Here is a 16,378-nt window from a genome sequence, read left to right on the forward strand (position 1 = left end):
AGGGGGGCGCGGGGGGCGCGGGGGGCGCAGCGGGCGGGAGGAGGCGCGACGGGCGCGAGGAGCAAGGCGGGCTCTGCTGGCGTCGGGTACGGCCGCGGCGCAGCGGCGCTGTCGCAGAAACGAAACGCGCGGCTAGCGGCTACGCACAAACCTGGCTAAGAGGCGTCCTGTGACGACCTCATCCGCGATCCTCATCATCGGCTCGATGGCGTTCGACGACCTCGAGCTCCCCTCCGGCAACGAAAGAGACGTCGTCGGTGGCTCGGCCACCTACTCGGCGTTCGCTGCCTCGTGCTTCGCTCCGGTGCGCACCGTAGCCGTGGTGGGCGATGATTTCCCCGAAGAGACCCTCACGGCGATGCGATCGCGAGGGATCTCGATCGAGGGCGTCGAGCGCGCGCCCGGGAAGACGTTCCGCTGGGCCGGGCGCTACGACGTGGATCTCATCCATCGCACGACGCTGGACACGCAGCTCAACGTGTTCGCGTCGTTCGCGCCGAAGCTGCCGGACACCTACCGCGACACGCCCTTCCTCCTGCTCGGCAACATCCATCCCGCGCTCCAGCTCGACGTCCTCGAGCAGGTCCGCGCGCCGCGCTTCGTCCTCGCCGACACGATGAATTTCTGGATCGAGGGGGAGCCGAAGGCGGTCGCGGCGATGCTGCGCCGCATCGACACGCTCGTGGTCAACGACGAGGAGGCGCGCCAGCTCTCGGGCAAATACAATATCCGCCGCGCGGCGAAGGAGATCCTGTCCCGTGGTCCGCGCCGGCTGATCATCAAGCGCGGAGAGCACGGCGCGCTGCTCTTCGACGAGGAGGGCGTCTTCGCCGCGCCCGGCTTCCCGCTCGAGGACGTCATCGACCCCACGGGCGCGGGCGACGCCTTCGCCGGCGGGCTCATCGGTTACCTGGCGTGCCAGCCGGAGATCACGCCGCTCGCGCTCCGGCGCGGCATGCTCCATGCGACGGCGACGGCCTCGTTCTGCGTCGAAGCGGTTGGCACGCGGCGGATCGCGACGGTCACTCGAGCCGAGATCGCGGCGCGGCTGACCGAGATCCGGGCGCTGTACGAGTTCGGCGCAAGCACCATGTGAAGCCCGCCTGGGGGCGGCGCTGGTCCGAGCGCCTGCCGTGTGCGGTCGCTGTTCACCTTCCGGCGCATAGCCGTGCTAGACGACCGTCAAAGTGAACATGAACCTCACCACCCGAACATTCGCAGGCATCGCCTTGCTGGCCCCCCTCGTCTTCGGTTGCGCGGCCCGTACGGCGCCGTTCGACGAGATGGACAAGGCGCAGATCACGGTCCTCCGCCTCCAGGGGCAGGAGCTGGCCCCGACGCCCGTAGCGACGACCGGGGCCCCCACCCTCATCCCGGGCATCCCGCCCGAGCTCCAGCAGATGGGGCAGGCCGCCCTGCAAGGGCTGCAGCAGGCGCTGCCCGGGCTCATCCCGCCCAACCTCATCCCGGGGCAGACCGCCAGCACGCCGGTCCTGCCCGCGCAGCCGCGCTTCAAGAACTTCGTCATCCTCCAGCAGCGTCAGCTCACGACCAGCGACGCCGACGCGGAGCTCACGGACCAGATCCTCGACGTCTTCGGCGACGAGGACAGCTTCACCGCGGATCGCGGCAACTGCTTCTATCCCGGCCTGGGCATCTCGATGGTGCGGCCGAACAACCCCACGCCTGTCGACCTGCTCATCTCCTTCTCGTGCAACCAGGCCATGGGAGACGGCTTCCGCTGGCCTTACGCGACCAACGGCTTCTCGGCCGAGACCCACAAGAAGCTGAGCGAGATCTACCAGCAGCTCTGGGGACAGGCGGTCCCGCCCGGCGCGTGATCCCCTCCCGCAGCGAGGAGCTCCGCTGGGAAATTTGTAACCAGTACCACATATCGTGACCGCAGGGTCCGGATGGCTAGACTTGATCGAGCTTCCGAGGTCCACGCGTATCGGTCAGGAGCGCGCCGCACGACGTCATGATCCCCCAACCCCAGCTGTTGCCGGGAAAGGAGCTCGGGCACTACGAGCTCCTCCTGCCCATCGCGCAGGGGGGAATGGCCACGGTGTGGGCCGCGCGCCACAAGGGTCGTCGTGGCTTCCAGAAGACGGTCGCCATCAAGACGATGCTGCCGTCGCTCTCGGATGATCCCCAGTTCGAGAAGATGTTCCTCGAGGAGGCGAGGCTCGCCTCGGGGATCCATCACCCGAACGTCGCCGAGATCCTCGACCTCGGCGAGCAGGACGACGTCCTCTACATCGTGATGGAGTGGGTCGACGGCGAGGCGCTGTCGGTCATCGCGAAAGCGGCGAACAAGAGCGGCGTGGCCATCCCGCTGCGCATCGCGCTCCGCGTCCTCGGCCGCGCTTGCCTCGGCTTGCACGCCGCGCACGAGCTCCGGGACCCGCAGAACGACGACCAGCTGCTCGGGCTCGTGCACCGCGACGTGTCGCCCCAGAACATCCTCGTGACGTACGACGGCCACGTGAAGCTCGTGGACTTCGGGGTCGCCAAGGCCACCAACCGCACGCACAACGACACGACCGCGGGACAGATCAAGGGCAAGGTGCCGTACATGTCCCCGGAGCAGGCGCGAGGCGAGCGGGTCGATCGGCGCACCGACGTCTTCGCGATGGGGATCGTGCTCTACAAGTTGACGACGGGAGAGCACCCCTTCGCCGCAGAGAACGACCTCCTCACGCTCAAGTACATCACCTCGCGACCGGCGCTCTCGCCTCGCCTGAAGAACCCGGATTTCCCGCCCGAGCTGGACCAGGTCCTGATGAAGTGCCTGCAGAAGGAGCCGGAGCGGCGATACCAGACGATGCTCGAGCTGGAGAGCGCCCTGGAGGCCGTGCTGGCCAAGGAGCCGACGGTGACGGACCACGACGTCGGGGCGTTCGTGCGCGGGCTCCTGGGAGAGCGCAACCAGCGCCGGCGCGCTGCGCTGCGCGACACGGTCCGCACACTCGACGAGCGCGCCTCCCACCCGCCCGAGGTGATGCTCGTTCGCGACAGCATCAGCGAGCTCTTCTTCACGCAGCTCCCTCCTGGTCACCCGAGCGCCCAGCTCCCCGCGCCCCGCCGGAGCACCCCCGCGCCCTCGCGACCGGCGCTGCCATCGCTGCCATCCGAGTCGCTGATCCCGAGCTCGCCTGGCCAGGACACTCAGCTGGGCCCGATCGAGGTCCCGGCGGCGCGCCGCCGCGCGGGGACGCGGGTGGCAGCCGCTGCGCTCGCGCTCATCACGTTGCTGGGCGCCGGGGTGATGTGGATCCGGCGGCCCGCGCCGCAGCAGAGCATGTCCGAGGAGCACACGGTGCACGCCCACGGCGCTGGCCCGGCGGCGACCGAAGCCACGACGGGCGCAACGCCGAGGCCGGACGGCGCGCCCTCGCTCCTGGCCGACCACGGCGGCGTGGGTGCTCGGTCCGCCCCCGAGGCGAGCGACCCGGAGGGGCGCGGGGCGAGCGCTCCGGACCCGACGGCCAAAGGCGCAACGGCCGCCGCGACGCCGAGCGCGACGGCTGCAGGATCGAGCGCCACCAGCGCGCGCAGAACAACCCCGGGCAAGCGTCCCTCGACGAAGTGGGTACCGACCGTGACCAACCCCGGGTTCTGAGCGGCCGCAGGGCGCGGCAGCTCCGCGACGCGCTCCTCCTGGCAGCAAGCCTGGGCGTCGTGGGCGGGGCCCTGCTGTTGCGGCGGAGCCGAGCGTCCAGCGCCTCGCCGGCGCAGGCGAGCGCGCCCGCGGAACCGTCGCCCCTGCCCAGGGGCGGTGAGCCCGAGCGCGCGGCGCTTGATCAGCACGATACGCAGCACGAAGCGCAAGCGGGGTGCGGCTTTGCCGACCAAGGGTTCGGCGTCTACGAGCGATGGCGCCCGCTTCCGCTGGGGAAGCTCCTCGTCCCGCCGGCGCACGCGATTCGCTCGGATGGCGGCTACGATCTTCTGATCCACTTCCACGGCGCCGAGCCTGTCCGGAAGGTGCTGGCTCCCAGGGGCATGGATCTGGTCATCGCCGGGGTCGACGTGGGGACCCGCTCGAGCGAATACGCGCGCGCGATCGAGGGCGGCAGCTGGGACGCGCTGCTCCAGGCGATCGACCGCGAGGTCGAGAGCGCATCCGGGAGCGCGGGCGCGCGCGTGCGCCGCCTGGTGCTGTCGTCCTGGAGCGCTGGGTCCGGCGCGATCGGCAGGATCATCGAGCGCGGGAGCAGCCACGTGGATGCGCTGATCCTGCTCGACTCCCTCTATGGCTCCTACATGCCGGGGCAGACGTCGCTCGCGCAGGGGCAGCTCGCCCCGTACGTCGCGCTGGCCAACGCCGCCGCGCGCGGCGCGCCGGTCTTCTACCTGACGCACACCGACATCCCGACCAGCGGCTACGCGTCCACGAAAGAGGCGGCCACGTTCCTTCTTCGCGAGCTCGGAGCCACCCCCATCGCGGTGACCTCGATCGGGGACGAGGCCCCCTCCGCTGCGCCCGGCGCGCCGGGCGACCGCGCTGCGGAGGCAGGAGACGCGCTGCGGCTCACCCGGATGTACGACGGCGGCAGCCTCTACGTGCGCGGCTACGCCGGAGCGGGCCCCGGGGAGCACTGCGCGCAGCTGCGGCTGCTCCCCGCCATCCTGGCGGAGCACGTGCTCCCGGCGCTTCGCCGTTGAGGCGACGCTGCTGCGAGGAAGCGCGCGGCGTCTTCTCGGTGAGGGAACGCGCCGACGCGTCGGCGCGCGCCCTGTGAACCGCCGCGACTCAGTACGACTTCGCGAACACCACGCGCCGCGGGCTGGGCTTGCCGGTGAAGATGCACTGCCCTTCACCCGTCAGCGCGTCGGCCCACGGCGCCCCTTCGAACCCCCCGGTCGGGATGCAGCGGATGGTCACCTTGTGCGCATCCTTCACTGCCGTCTCGATCTCCGGATCACCGGACCAGTGCGCCAGCGCGAACCCGCCTTGCGCCTCCTTGCCCCCGGTCGACGCGAAGAACGCGTCGAAATCTGCGCGGCTGTTGATCACGTGCGTGTTGCCGTCGCGCACGGCGAGCGCGCGCGTGTAGAGGGTCGCCTGAATGTCGCCAAGGATCTCCGTGATGCGGCCCACGAGCTCCCCGCGCGCCATGCTCGACTTGTCCTTCGGCGAGCGGTCCCTGCGCATCACCATGGCCACGCCGGCGTCGACGTCGCGCGGCCCGATCTCGATGCGCAGGGGGACGCCCTTCTTCACCCACTCCCACTGCTTGTCGCCGCCGCGGATGTCCCGCCGATCGATCTCGACCTCGACGCGGCGCTCGCCGAAGCGCTGCGCCCGGAGCTCCTTCGCGAGCCCGTCGATGTACTCGTCGATCTTGGCGCGCGTGTCGTCGCCCCGGTAAACCGGCAGGATCACGACGTGCGCGGGCGCGAGGCGCGGCGGGAGCACCAGGCCGTCGTCGTCGCTGTGGGTCATGATCAGCCCGCCGACGAGGCGCGTCGATACGCCCCAGGACGTCGTCCAGGCGTGCTCTTCGGTCTCCTCCTTGGTCTGGAACTTGATGCCGCTCGCCTTCGCGAAGTTCTGCCCCAGGAAGTGGCTCGTCCCGGCCTGCAGGGCCTTCCGGTCCTGCATCATCGCCTCGATCGCATAGGTGTCGACCGCCCCGGGGAAGCGCTCGCTCGCCGTCTTCGGCCCCTCGAGGACGGGCATCGCCATGAAGTCGCGCGCAAACGTCGCGTAGACCCCGAGCATGCGCAGCGTCTCCTCGCGCGCCTCGGCCTCGCTCGCGTGCGCCGTGTGCCCCTCCTGCCACAGGAACTCCGCCGTCCGCAGGAACAGGCGCGTCCGGAGCTCCCAGCGCACGACGTTCGCCCACTGGTTGATCAGCAAGGGGAGATCCCGGTAGCTCTGCACCCAGCTCGCGAACGCCGCGCCGATGATCGTCTCGGACGTGGGGCGCACGATGAGCGGCTCCTCCAGCCGGGCCTGAGGGTCGGGAATGAGCCCGCCGCCAGGGCCGGGGACGAGCCGGTGGTGGGTGACCACGGCGCACTCCTTCGCGAACCCCTCGACGTGCTCCGCTTCCTTTTCAAGGAACGACTTCGGGATGAACAGCGGGAAGTAGGCGTTCTTGTGCCCGGTCGCCTTGAACATGCTGTCGAGCTCGCGCTGGATGTTCTCCCAGATCGCGTAGCCCCACGGCTTGATGACCATGCAGCCGCGGACCGGGGAGCTCTCCGCGAGGTCGGCCGCGCGCACGACCTGCTGGTACCACTCCGGGTAGTCCTCGTTGCGGGTGGGCGTAATGGCGGTCTTCTGCGCTTCGTTCTTGGCCACGGTCTCTGCTCTCCTCGATGGGCGGCTTGGCCGGCGGCCTTCGACCGGGCCGCCTTCGTCCCGCTGCGGACGGTCGGCTGGCGCCGGCCCCGCTCCGGGCTGAGCGCGCGACGTATCAGGAGCGCGGCAGGGTGTCGAGCGCAGCGGTCCCAGCGCCGGAGCCGCGCCGCCCTCCCGCTGGCTGGAGCGATGCCGCTCGCCTCGCCGGCCGCCGCGCGCCAGGCTGCCTTCGCGGCGGCGCGCCGTCGTGGTACGCGCAGGAGAACGACGTGAACTACGTCATCCTCACGCACGGCGGGGTGACCGCGCCGCAGAGCGGCTCGGAGAGCTGCGCCAGGGCCGCCGACGAGGCACGCCGCGCGCTCGACGGGGGCGGAGAGGCGCTCGCGGCGGCGATCGGAGCGACCGTGCGCCTCGAGGACGACCCGCGCTTCAACGCCGGGACGGGCTCGAACCTCCGCCTCGATGGGCGGACGGTCGAGATGGATGCGGCCGTGATGGCCAGCGACGGACGGTTCGGCGCGGTGGCGTGCATCGAGCGGGTGAAGAACCCCGTCCTGGTCGCCGCGAAGGTGACGGAGACGCCGCACCTGCTCCTCGCCGGCGCCGGCGCGACGGCGTTCGCTCGCCGGCTGGGGTTCGCCGACCACGATCCGGTCACCGAGGAGGCCCGCCGGAAGCACGCCCGCGCCCTCGCCGCGCTGCGCGGCGAGGGCGGAGACGACGAGACCACGAACGACGCGGCGCGCTTCCATGCGCTCACGGCGACGCGGTTCTGGAACTTCGACGCCGAGCCGATCGAGTGCGACACCGTCGGGGCCGTCGTGCGCGACACGCACGGCCGGTTCGCCGCCGCGGCGTCGACGGGCGGATCGACCTACTCGCTCCGCGGCCGCGTCGGGGACGTGCCGCTCCTGGGCGCAGGGATCTACGCCGGCCCGCACGGCGCCGTGGCGGCGACCGGCGTCGGCGAGGAGATCGCGCGCCGCTTCCTCGCGCGGACCGTCTATGACTGGCTCGCCGACGGCGTGGCGCCCGCGCGGGCCGCGCAGCGCGGCGTCGCGATGTTCCCCGACGTGCTCGCCGTCGGCGTGCTCGTGGTGGGGCGGAGCGGCCAGGCGATCGCCTCGAACCGCACCATGGCAAGCGCGCAGCTCGTGGGCTGAGGAGCCGCAGACGACGATGCAAAGTGGAGACCCTGATGCGATCGTGGTGGGCGCGGGACCGAACGGCCTCACGGCGGCGGCGTACCTCGCCCGCGCGGGCTTCTCGGTGCTCGTGCTGGAAGCCGAGCCAGAGCCGGGCGGCGCGGTCCGCACGCGCGAGGTGACCCTCCCGGGGTTCCGCCACGATCTCGGCGCGGCGTTCTTCCCCTTCGGGCAGACGAGCCCGGCGCTGGTGCCGCTCGATTTGCCGGGGGCCGGCCTCGTGTGGCGGCACGCGCCTATCGACAGCGCTCACCCGGCGCCCGACGGGACGTGCGCCTCGATCGCGCGGGACGTCGAGGCGACGGCGCGGTCGCTCGGCGAAGACGGCCCCGCGTGGCGCCGGATCGCCGGCTGGCACGCGGCCACCCGCGAGCGGCTGCTGAACGCGCTCCTGTCCACGCCGCCCGCCCTCGGACCGCTGCTCCGGCTCGGGCCCCTCAACCTGCTCCGCCTCGCGCAGGTGGCCCTCTCGAGCGGACGTGGCTTCGCGACACGGACCTTCCGGACAGAGGCGGCCCGGCGCGTTGTCCCGGGGCTCGCGCTCCACACCGACGTAGGCCCGGACGATCCCTGCGGAGCGATCGTCGGCTTCATGCTCACCGTGCTCGCCTCGAGCGGCGGCTTCGCGGTGCCCGAGGGCGGCGCCGGCGCGATCACGAGCGCCTTGCTCAGGCGCGTCGAGGAGCGCGGGGGCGCCCTCCGCTGCGGCGCCCGCGTAGACCAGATCATCGCCAGGGAGGGACGGGCGGTCGCGGTCCGGCTCGAGGACGGCCAGGAGCTCCGCGCCCGCCGCGCTATCGTCGCCGACCTCGCCGCGCCGACGCTCTACCTCCGCCTGCTCGCGTCAGAGCTGGTTCCCGAGCGGGTGCAGCGCGCCATGCGCCGGTTTCGCCAGGGGTTCGGCACCTTCAAGATGGACTGGGCGCTCGACGGCCCGACGCCGTGGTCCCACGAGGACCCCGCGCGCGCGGCGGTCGTGCACGCGGGCGACAGCCTCGACGACCTCTCGGCCTTCACGCGGCAGGTGCGCGCCGGGGCGCTCCCCGAGCACCCCTATCTCGTGATCGGGCAGCAGTCGCTGGTCGATCCGACGCGCGCGCCGGCCGGCCGCCATACCCTGTGGGCCTACTCCCGCGTCCCCTCCACCATCGAGGGCGGCTGGGCGGGCTCGCGCGAGCGCTTCGCCGATCGCATCGAGGCGCGTATCGAGGAGCTCGCCCCTGGCTTCCGGCAGAGGATCATCGCCCGGACGATCTGGGCGCCGGACGATCTCGAGGCGATGGATGCAAACCTCATCGGCGGCGATCTCGGCGGAGGCTCGGCCGACATCCGGCACCAGCTCATCTTCCGGCCCGTGTTCCCCTATTTCCGCTACCGCACGCCGCTCCGCGGCCTGTACCTGGGCTCGTCCTATGCGCACCCCGGCGCCGGCGTCCACGGCGCGTGCGGGCGCAATGCAGCCCTGGCGGTGCTGGAGGACGAAGGCTAGCGCGCTTCGCTACTTCGACCGCGACGACGGGCCGTCCCGGTAGTCGGAGCGCTTCAGGCCGTGGCTCGCGATCTTCTCCTGGAGCGTGCGCAGCGGCATCCTGAGCCGTCGAGCGGCCATCGCCAGGTTGCCGTTGGTGCCGCGGAGGGCATCGAGGATGATCTCCGTCTCCAGACGGTCCATCTGCGCCTTGAGCCCGATCGTCGGCGCGGAGCTGGGCGGCCCTGCGAGCTCGACGGGGGTCCGATCGGGCGGCGGCGTGGAGCGTTTGGGCGCCGAGAGCGAGTGGATGCTCTCCGGCAGGTCGAGCGGGGTGATGACATGCCCCCGCGCGATGACGACGGCGCGCTCGATGGCGCTGCGCAGCTCGCGTACGTTGCCCGGCCAGGGGTACTGTTCCAGGAGCGCGAGCGTCTCCGGATCGAGCGAGCGCACGTTCCGGCGGTGCAGCTCGCTCGCCTGCCGGAGGAAGCGCTGCGCCAGCGGTCCGATGTCCTCCCGCCGCTCGCAGAGCGGCGGGATGCGCAGCGGCGCCGCGTTGAGCCGGTAGAGCAGATCCGAACGGAACGTGCCCGCCTCGCACATCGCCTCGAGATCGCGGTACGTGGTCGCGACGATCCGCACGTCCACCTCGATCTCCTTGGTCGAGCCGACGGGGACCATGCGACCGGTGTCGAGGACGTGCAGCAGCGCGGCCTGGCAGGAGGGCGGGAGGTCGCCGACCTCATCGAGCACCAGGGTGCCGCCCGCGCACGTCTCGAAGACGCCCTCTTGCGCGTGGACCGCGCCGGGGAAGGCGTCGACCTCGTGACCGAAGAGCGTGCTCTCGAGGAGCTGGGCGGGCACGCCGCTGCATCCGACGCGGATCATCTGCATCTTGTGGCGAGGGCCAGCCTCGTGGATCAGCCGCGCGAGCACGTCCTTGCCGGTCCCCGTCTCGCCCTGGAGCAGCACGGGCGCGGACGAGCGCGCGAGGCGCATCGCGGTCTCGAGCACCGGGCGCATCGCGGGGCTGCGCATCACGAGCCCCTCGTCGCCGACCGTGCGCAGCCCACCCACCGGCGTGGGTCCGCCCACCAGGTTCTCGATGCTCGGCATCTTTCTCCGTCCCGAGGCGCCGCGACGCCCGTCGAGCGCGTCGAGGTTCAGCACCGGCAGCTCGGCGCTCGCGATCACGCGCAGCGACGCCGTGATCTCGCCGAGCATCACCTCGTCGCCGGGCTTCAAGACGCCGTGCTCGACGCGCTGCCCGCTCAGGAAGGTGCCGTTCGTGGAGCCGAGATCCTGGATGAGCACGTCGCCGCGCTGGAACGTGAAGCGCGCGTGGCGTCGCGACAGGCTGCGCTCGGGGATCGCGACATCGGCGCTCGGATCGCGGCCGATGACGACGCCGACCCCCTCGATCAGCCGCACCGTCTCGGCGCCTTGCCGGTGGTAGATGATGAGCAGCACGTTCGGCTGCGTCCCGCGCTCGCGGCTCAGCTGCGTCAACGCATCACGGACCTGCGACATGGCGATCGGGTCCGTCACGCCCAGCTGCGACTCAACCTGGACCTCCTGTGCTCCGAGGTCGTCGTGCGGCATGGATGGCCGTACGCCCTTGGGCTCCACAGGCAAGTCGATGCCAGCGTGGCCTTCCTCAGACGCGCCCGGCGCGCGGACGTCCGGCGAAGATAGACTCGTCGGAGCGGCCGGACGCGAGTGATTCATGCGTTCTCTCTCATGCGTGCCCGAGGAGCCTCCGGCGCCAAATGTTGGCCCGCGAGCCCTGCTCGCGCTCGTCCCGTAATCCTATGACCATAAGCCAGAGGTTGCCCGGCGCGCAAGGCGCGAGCAGCACTTCGTCGGCGCTGCGGCGGTAAGCTTTGTTATCTCCGCTTCCTCCGCTTCCGCTTCCTCCCCTCCCTCGCTGCCTTTGCCTCTGCTGCCTCTACATCCCAGTCCTTTCTCTTTCGTTTCTGCAGTGTAGCCCTCGGACGCATCCTCTGCAGGCTGCCTCGGCGCTTTGCTCAGATCTCGCGCACAACGCGCTCGTCAGAGGCGAGCGATCGCGCGGATGGCTCGGCGCTGCAGTGTGCGCTGAAGCGAGAGCACGGGAGGTCCTCGAGCGACGGGAGCTCCGCATAACCGCGGGGACCGGCGATCTCGTTGAAGCAGCGCCCGAGCCAGCCCGGAATGACGAGCGCGTAGGTGCGCGCAAGCCGTCGAGGATCGTCCAGTGTGCGCAGCATCGCAAGGTAGGTCACTTCTCCATAGGTCGCCTTGAAGGCAGCCGCCTGCTCAGGGCGCGCCAACCAGCTCATGACGCCGGCGCGATCCGCCTCCGGGTGGAACTGGACCGCCTCGACGCCGGGCGCGACCTGCAACCCAAGGATCGCCCGCCCCTTGGAGATGCCGTCACGGCTCTCGCGGGCGAGGAGCTGGCCGCCGAGGGAGCTCAGCTGGCGCTCGTCGAGGTTCACCGCCTCCCAGTTGCGGTGCTCGAACGCGAAGAGACGGTCCCCAAACGGCGCCAGCAGCGGGTGTTGCTGGCCGACGGGCGTCGTGTAGATCGGCATGACGCCGAACTTGCGATCGGCGCGGGGCACGACGTCGGCCAGCTTGTAGTGATGGACGACGAGCTCGAACGAGTAGCAGATCGCGAAGAGAGCACGCCGGTGCGCGCCCCCCTGGATCGCCGACTCGACCACGCCGTCCACAAAGCGCGCAAAATCCCGCGTCCAGGGCTCGCCCTCCCCATCAAAGGGAGAGCCGGGCCCCCCTGACGCGAGGTACAGATCGCAGTCCGTAGGGATGGGTGCGTTGGTGTCTCTGGGGGACACCTCGACGACCTCGCAGGAGAGGCCCGGATTGCGCGCCTGAACGCGTTCGAAGAACCCCGCGGCGAGCCCGCGTAGACAGCGCATCGCCTGGTTCACGTGGCCATTGTTCATGTCCACGATGCACAACCGCAGCGGCCGGCCGTTCGCGACGGTAGCTTGCCGGCCGGGAGTAGGTGGAAGTGGATTGGAGCTCATCGGAAGGTGGCAGTTTGCGGACGTAGACCCCCACGTTTTTTACCCATACCACCCCGCTGACCTCGCGAAAAGAATGGTCTTCTCCGGTACGCCGGTTACGCCCGTTACGCCGGTTGCTCCCGCTACTTCAACTTCATCGGCTGCTCCCTTTACGTTCACGTCAGCCACATCCGTCACATCCGTCACATCCGTCATGTCTGTCACATCCGTAGCGCTTGTTATGTCCATCACACCAGGCACGTCCATTACAGCGGTTACATCAGCTTCAGTTACGTCCGCTACGTCCGCTTCATCGATCACGCAGCGGACGATTCGTCACCTTCTGGAGGAAACCAAAACTCCTTCCTCGGACCCGCGTTCGTGGGAATCCTGTGCGTGATGAACAAACGGAATGGTTCGACCCGTGATCCTCTGACCCGCCGCCATGTGCTGACCGGGCTCGGCGCTGCGCTCGGCGCCTCGGCCTTCGGATGCAGCACCCCAGAGGGCGCGATGTTGCTCGGCAACGCCCCGCCGAGCGCGGGCGGCGCGGACGAGAGCGACGGAGCCGGCGGTGCGGGTGGCTCAGAAGGAGCGGTCGGCTCAGGACGGCCGGAAGGTGGCGAGGCCGGCGGCGCTCCGGATCGCTGCGCGGAGACGGGAGGTCTGAGCCCGGCGGAGCTGCTGGCGCCCATCAATACCATCGTCGTTCTCTGTATGGAGAACCGCTCCTTCGACCACTATCTCGGCTCGCTGCTGCTGAAAGAAGGCCGGCAGATCGACGGTCTGACAGGCACAGAGTCGAACCGAGCGCTCGATGGGACGCGGATCTCGCCCTTCCAGCTCGACAATTTCACGCCCGCCGACCCGCCGCACAGCTGGGACGCTGCCCACACGCAGTGGAATCAAGGGATGAACGACGGGTTCGTCATCGCGCACGCAGGGCCGCACCAGCGCGACGTCATGGGCTATCACGTGCGGGAGCATCTGCCGGTCCTCTACGCGCTCGCAGACGCGTCGACGATCTGCGAGCGCTGGTTCTCCTCGGTGCTCGGCCCGACCTGGCCGAACCGGTTCTACCTGCACGGCGCCACGTCGAGGGGCGTCTCGAGGAACGTGCCGGTCACCGGCTTCACGAGCGTGTTCGAGCTGCTGAGCGACGCAGGGATCTCGAGCAGGAACTACTTCCACGACGTCCCGTGGTGCTCGGGTGCGTACTTCAAATTCAAGGGCGTCTCCGGGATCGAGCGCTTCTTCGAGGACGCGGCCGCGGGGATCCTCCCCTCGTTCTCCGTCATCGATCCCCAGTTCTTCGGCGCCACCGCGAACGACGATCACCCCGACCACGACGTGCAGCTCGGGCAGGTGCTCATCGCCAGCATCTACAACGCGCTGGCGAAGAGCCCCCAGTGGGGCCAGTGCCTCCTCGTGATCACCTACGACGAGCACGGGGGCTTCTTCGACCACGTCGCGCCGCCGTCGACCACGGACGACGACCCCCTGTTCACCCAGCTCGGGTTCCGGGTGCCGTCGCTCGTGGCAGGCCCGTTCGTCCGGAGGGGCTGCGCGGTGAGCACCGTGCTCGACCACGCGTCGGTGATCCGCACGCTGGAAGCGCGCTTCGATCTCCCCTCGCTGAACGCGCGCGCCGCCGGTGCGAACGATCTCTCATGCTGCATCGATCCGGCGCTCCTCCGCGATCCTCAGGAGCCGATCCTGCTGCCCGAGATGGACATCTCCCTGTCGCGGCTGCGCTCGCGCACCGAGTCCGGGATCTCTCATCCGGAGCTGTGGGAGGCCGCTGAGCGCGGGCTCATCCCGCGGCACCTCGATCGCCGGGACGAGGGTCCGGCCATCGCCCGGCGGGTGCTGGCGCACGCGGAGCGGCTCGGCACGGCGAGGCTCAGGGACTGAGGCGCCGGCCAGCCGGCGCCGAGGTCGCCCGGGGGCGGGAGGTCTGATAGAAGCGCCGCCGTGCCGCCCGATCTCCATCCGCCCGCCGCCATACAGGCGGGGACCACGCCGGCGAGCGCAGCCCCGGGCGCGCCCCCGGCGACCAGCGCAGGCCCGCCGGCGGCCGGGCAGGAGAAGGCGACCAGCGCGGCGCGCTCGTCGGCGATGGTCACCGCTGGGATCATCCTCTCGCGGCTCGTCGGGCTGCTCCGCCAGCGGGTGACGGCGCACTTCTTCGGGACATCCGAGCTCGCCGACGTGCTCGCCGCGGCGTTCCGCGCGGGGAACATCACCCAGAACCTGCTCGGCGAGGGGACGCTCTCCGCGACCTTCATCCCCGTCTACGCGCGCCTCCGCGCGGCCGGCGACGCGCGACGCGCGGCGCACTTCGCGCTCTCCGCCCTCGGGATCCTGCTCGTCGCCGCCGCGGTCGCGTCGCTCGCCGGCGTGCTCGCGGCGCCGTGGCTGTCCTTCCTGGTCGCGGCGGGCTTCGACGACGACAAGCTCGCCAGCACGACCCGGATCGTCCGGATCATCTTCCCGATGACCGGCCTGCTCGTGCTGTCCGCGTGGGGGCTCGGCGTGCTCAACGCGCACCGGCGGTTCTTCCTCCCGTACGCGGCGCCCGTCGCGTGGAGCGCCGCCCAGATCGCGGGGCTGCTCGCGTGCGGCGCGTGGCTCGGGATGCGCGGGGAGCCGCTCGCCGAGGCGCTCGCGTGGAGCGCGCTCGCGGGCGCGGCGCTGCAGCTCTCGCTGTTGCTCCCCTCGGCGCGCTCGCTGCTCGGCGGGCTCAGGCCGCGCCTTGACGCGCGCGACCCGAGCGTCCGAGAGGCCGGCAGCAAGCTGCCAGCCGCGCTGCTCGGCCGCGGGATCATCCAGGTGTCCGGGCTCGTCGACACGCTCCTCGTGAGCTTCCTCGGCGCCGGCGCGAACGCGGCCTTCGGCTACGCGCAGACGGTCTACCTCCTGCCGATGAGCATCCTCGGTGTCGGCGAGGCCGCGGTCGCGCTGCCCGAGATGGCGCGCGACACGGCCGAAGCCGACGTTGCGCGGCGCAACGAGGCGCTGTCGCGCCGACTCGGGGCGTCGCTCGCGCGGATCACGGTGCTGACCGTGCCGGCCACGGCCGTGTTCATGGTGCTCGGACGGGAGCTCATCACGCTGCTGCTGCAGACCGGGACGTTCGACCAGGAATCGACGGCGAGGGTCGAGCCGCTCGTGTGCGCCTACGGCCTCGCGCTGCTCGGGAACGCCGCCGGGCGCGTGCTGATCACCGCGTCGTTCGCGCTGGGGGACACGAGGACCCCGGCCCGCTACGCGCTCTATCGCGTGGTCGTCAGCACAACCGTCGCGCTCCTCCTGATGCAGTGGCTCGACGTGCTCGGCGTGGTGCTCGGCGCCGTCATCGCAGGGTGGGTCGAGGCGATCGCCCTCGGGTACCGCGTGCGGCGCGAGATCGGCGGGCTCGGGCTGGATCAGCTCCGGATCGGCCGCGTGGCGTTGCTCGCGGCGATATCGGTCGGCTGCGGCGCCGCGTTGAAGGCGGCGCTGCCCGAGGCGGTGGCCGCGGCGCCGTGGGGTGCCGCGCTCATCCTCGCTGCGTGCGGCGGTGCCTTCGCCGTTGCGGCGCCGGCGCTCGGGCTCTTCAACCTGAAGTCCCTCCTGCGCCGGAGGTGATCACGAGCGGCGCCGCGCCCGCACGGCGCTCGGCGTGCGCACGGTGCCACGCGACGTAGCGCTCGACGAACGCGCGCTGCACGGGGCGCAGCGCGACGCGCGGGCGCCGTCGCTCGATCAGGGCGAGCGCCTCGCCCACCTCGATGCCGCCGCGGGTGGCGAGGTAGCAGAGCGCGAGCGTGACGCTCCTGCCCACGCCGCTCGCGCAATGGACGTGGACACGGTGGCCAGCGACGATATGCCGCTCGAGGAACGCCACGCCGCGCGCGGCCTCCTCGATCGTGGGAGCGCACATGTCCCAGCAGGGGATGCGCAGGTACTCGACCCCCGCCGCGCGCAGCGCGAGCACCGGATCGTACAGCTCGCGCGACACGTTGATCACGGCGCGGACGCCGAGGCGACGAAGCTCGACCACGTCGCCTGGAAGAAGGAACCCCCCGATCAGGAGGTTCGGGCTCACCCACGTGCGCCACGGGTGCCGCAGCCGGAGCGACGCGGAGGCGCGGCGCAACGCCAGGAATGCATAGAAAACCAGGGCATACGGCGCGAGCAGGAGGAACACCACCGCAGGGCGAAAGCGCACGCGCACCTCATGGCGTCGACGCTCGCTTCGCGCCAGCGGCCGGGCGGCACGCGCGCCGACGACGCGCGCCCACGACACGCGCGCCGAGCGCACCGACGATACGCAGGCGACGCCACGGAACTTGGCCCAGCGCGCGCGAACCGGGCATGCGTCGGCAGA

Annotated in this window: 13 protein-coding genes; 8 read left to right on the plus strand and 5 right to left on the minus strand. The window is 71.1% G+C overall.

All coding sequences use genetic code 11. The features are described 5' to 3' along the window. Positions 1-169: 169 nt before the first annotated feature. The 4 genes from WME97_RS20660 (at position 170) to WME97_RS20675 (ending at position 4,668) form a co-directional block, all read left to right on the plus strand. Positions 170-1,096 (plus strand): PfkB family carbohydrate kinase, encoded by a 927-nt coding sequence (locus WME97_RS20660; protein ID WP_437554188.1) that lies wholly within the window; start codon positions 170-172, stop codon positions 1,094-1,096. Positions 1,097-1,193: 97 nt separating this feature from the next. Next, a complete protein-coding gene (locus tag WME97_RS20665; RefSeq protein WP_437554190.1) occupies positions 1,194-1,841 on the plus strand; it encodes a hypothetical protein in 648 nt (215 codons plus the stop codon). Positions 1,842-1,978: 137 nt separating this feature from the next. Next, positions 1,979-3,622, plus strand: coding sequence for a serine/threonine protein kinase (locus WME97_RS20670; RefSeq protein WP_437554192.1), 1,644 nt, complete (start codon positions 1,979-1,981; stop codon positions 3,620-3,622). 59 nt (positions 3,623-3,681) lie between these two features. Beyond that, complete coding sequence (locus tag WME97_RS20675; protein ID WP_437554194.1) at positions 3,682-4,668, plus strand: hypothetical protein; 987 nt, start codon at positions 3,682-3,684, stop codon at positions 4,666-4,668. Positions 4,669-4,756: 88 nt separating this feature from the next. Here WME97_RS20675 and proS read toward each other — a convergent pair whose 3' ends face one another. Continuing rightward, positions 4,757-6,313: a proline--tRNA ligase gene (gene proS, locus WME97_RS20680; RefSeq protein ID WP_437554196.1), complete on the minus strand. Its 1,557-nt coding sequence runs from the start codon at positions 6,311-6,313 to the stop codon at positions 4,757-4,759. A gap of 269 nt (positions 6,314-6,582) precedes the next feature. On the opposite strand from proS, the gene WME97_RS20685 reads away from it, so the two are divergent. Beyond that, positions 6,583-7,479 carry an isoaspartyl peptidase/L-asparaginase gene (locus WME97_RS20685; protein WP_437554197.1) on the plus strand — a complete coding sequence of 299 codons (897 nt, stop codon included), beginning with the start codon at positions 6,583-6,585 and terminating at the stop codon, positions 7,477-7,479. 16 nt (positions 7,480-7,495) lie between these two features. Beyond that, positions 7,496-9,010, plus strand: a complete 1,515-nt coding sequence (locus tag WME97_RS20690; protein ID WP_437554198.1) for a phytoene desaturase family protein — start codon at positions 7,496-7,498, stop codon at positions 9,008-9,010. Between the two features lie 9 nt (positions 9,011-9,019). On the opposite strand, the gene WME97_RS20695 is transcribed toward WME97_RS20690, so the two are convergent. From WME97_RS20695 to WME97_RS20705, 3 genes are all read right to left on the minus strand, one after another. Further along, positions 9,020-10,594 carry a sigma 54-interacting transcriptional regulator gene (locus WME97_RS20695; RefSeq protein WP_437554200.1) on the minus strand — a complete coding sequence of 525 codons (1,575 nt, stop codon included), beginning with the start codon at positions 10,592-10,594 and terminating at the stop codon, positions 9,020-9,022. Between the two features lie 425 nt (positions 10,595-11,019). After that, positions 11,020-11,943 carry a hypothetical protein gene (locus tag WME97_RS20700; protein WP_437554202.1) on the minus strand — a complete coding sequence of 308 codons (924 nt, stop codon included), beginning with the start codon at positions 11,941-11,943 and terminating at the stop codon, positions 11,020-11,022. 123 nt (positions 11,944-12,066) lie between these two features. Beyond that, on the minus strand, positions 12,067-12,327 hold the full coding sequence (locus WME97_RS20705; protein WP_437554204.1) for a hypothetical protein: 261 nt from the start codon (positions 12,325-12,327) through the stop codon (positions 12,067-12,069). A 78-nt stretch (positions 12,328-12,405) separates the two neighbouring features. Between WME97_RS20705 and WME97_RS20710 the strand changes: the two genes are divergently transcribed. Together WME97_RS20710 and murJ are read left to right on the plus strand one after the other, a co-directional pair. Further along, positions 12,406-13,920 (plus strand): alkaline phosphatase family protein, encoded by a 1,515-nt coding sequence (locus tag WME97_RS20710; RefSeq protein WP_437554205.1) that lies wholly within the window; start codon positions 12,406-12,408, stop codon positions 13,918-13,920. Between the two features lie 60 nt (positions 13,921-13,980). After that, on the plus strand, positions 13,981-15,636 hold the full coding sequence (gene murJ, locus WME97_RS20715; RefSeq protein ID WP_437554207.1) for a murein biosynthesis integral membrane protein MurJ: 1,656 nt from the start codon (positions 13,981-13,983) through the stop codon (positions 15,634-15,636). On the opposite strand, the gene WME97_RS20720 is transcribed toward murJ, so the two are convergent. Then, on the minus strand, positions 15,605-16,219 hold the full coding sequence (locus WME97_RS20720) for a protein-tyrosine phosphatase family protein (RefSeq protein WP_437554209.1): 615 nt from the start codon (positions 16,217-16,219) through the stop codon (positions 15,605-15,607). The genes murJ and WME97_RS20720 overlap by 32 nt on opposite strands. Between the last annotated feature and the right edge of the window lie 159 nt (positions 16,220-16,378).

Origin of the sequence: Sorangium sp. So ce367, assembly GCF_051520455.1 — a bacterium.
Taxonomy (GTDB): domain Bacteria; phylum Myxococcota_A; class Polyangia; order Polyangiales; family Polyangiaceae; genus Sorangium; species Sorangium cellulosum_B.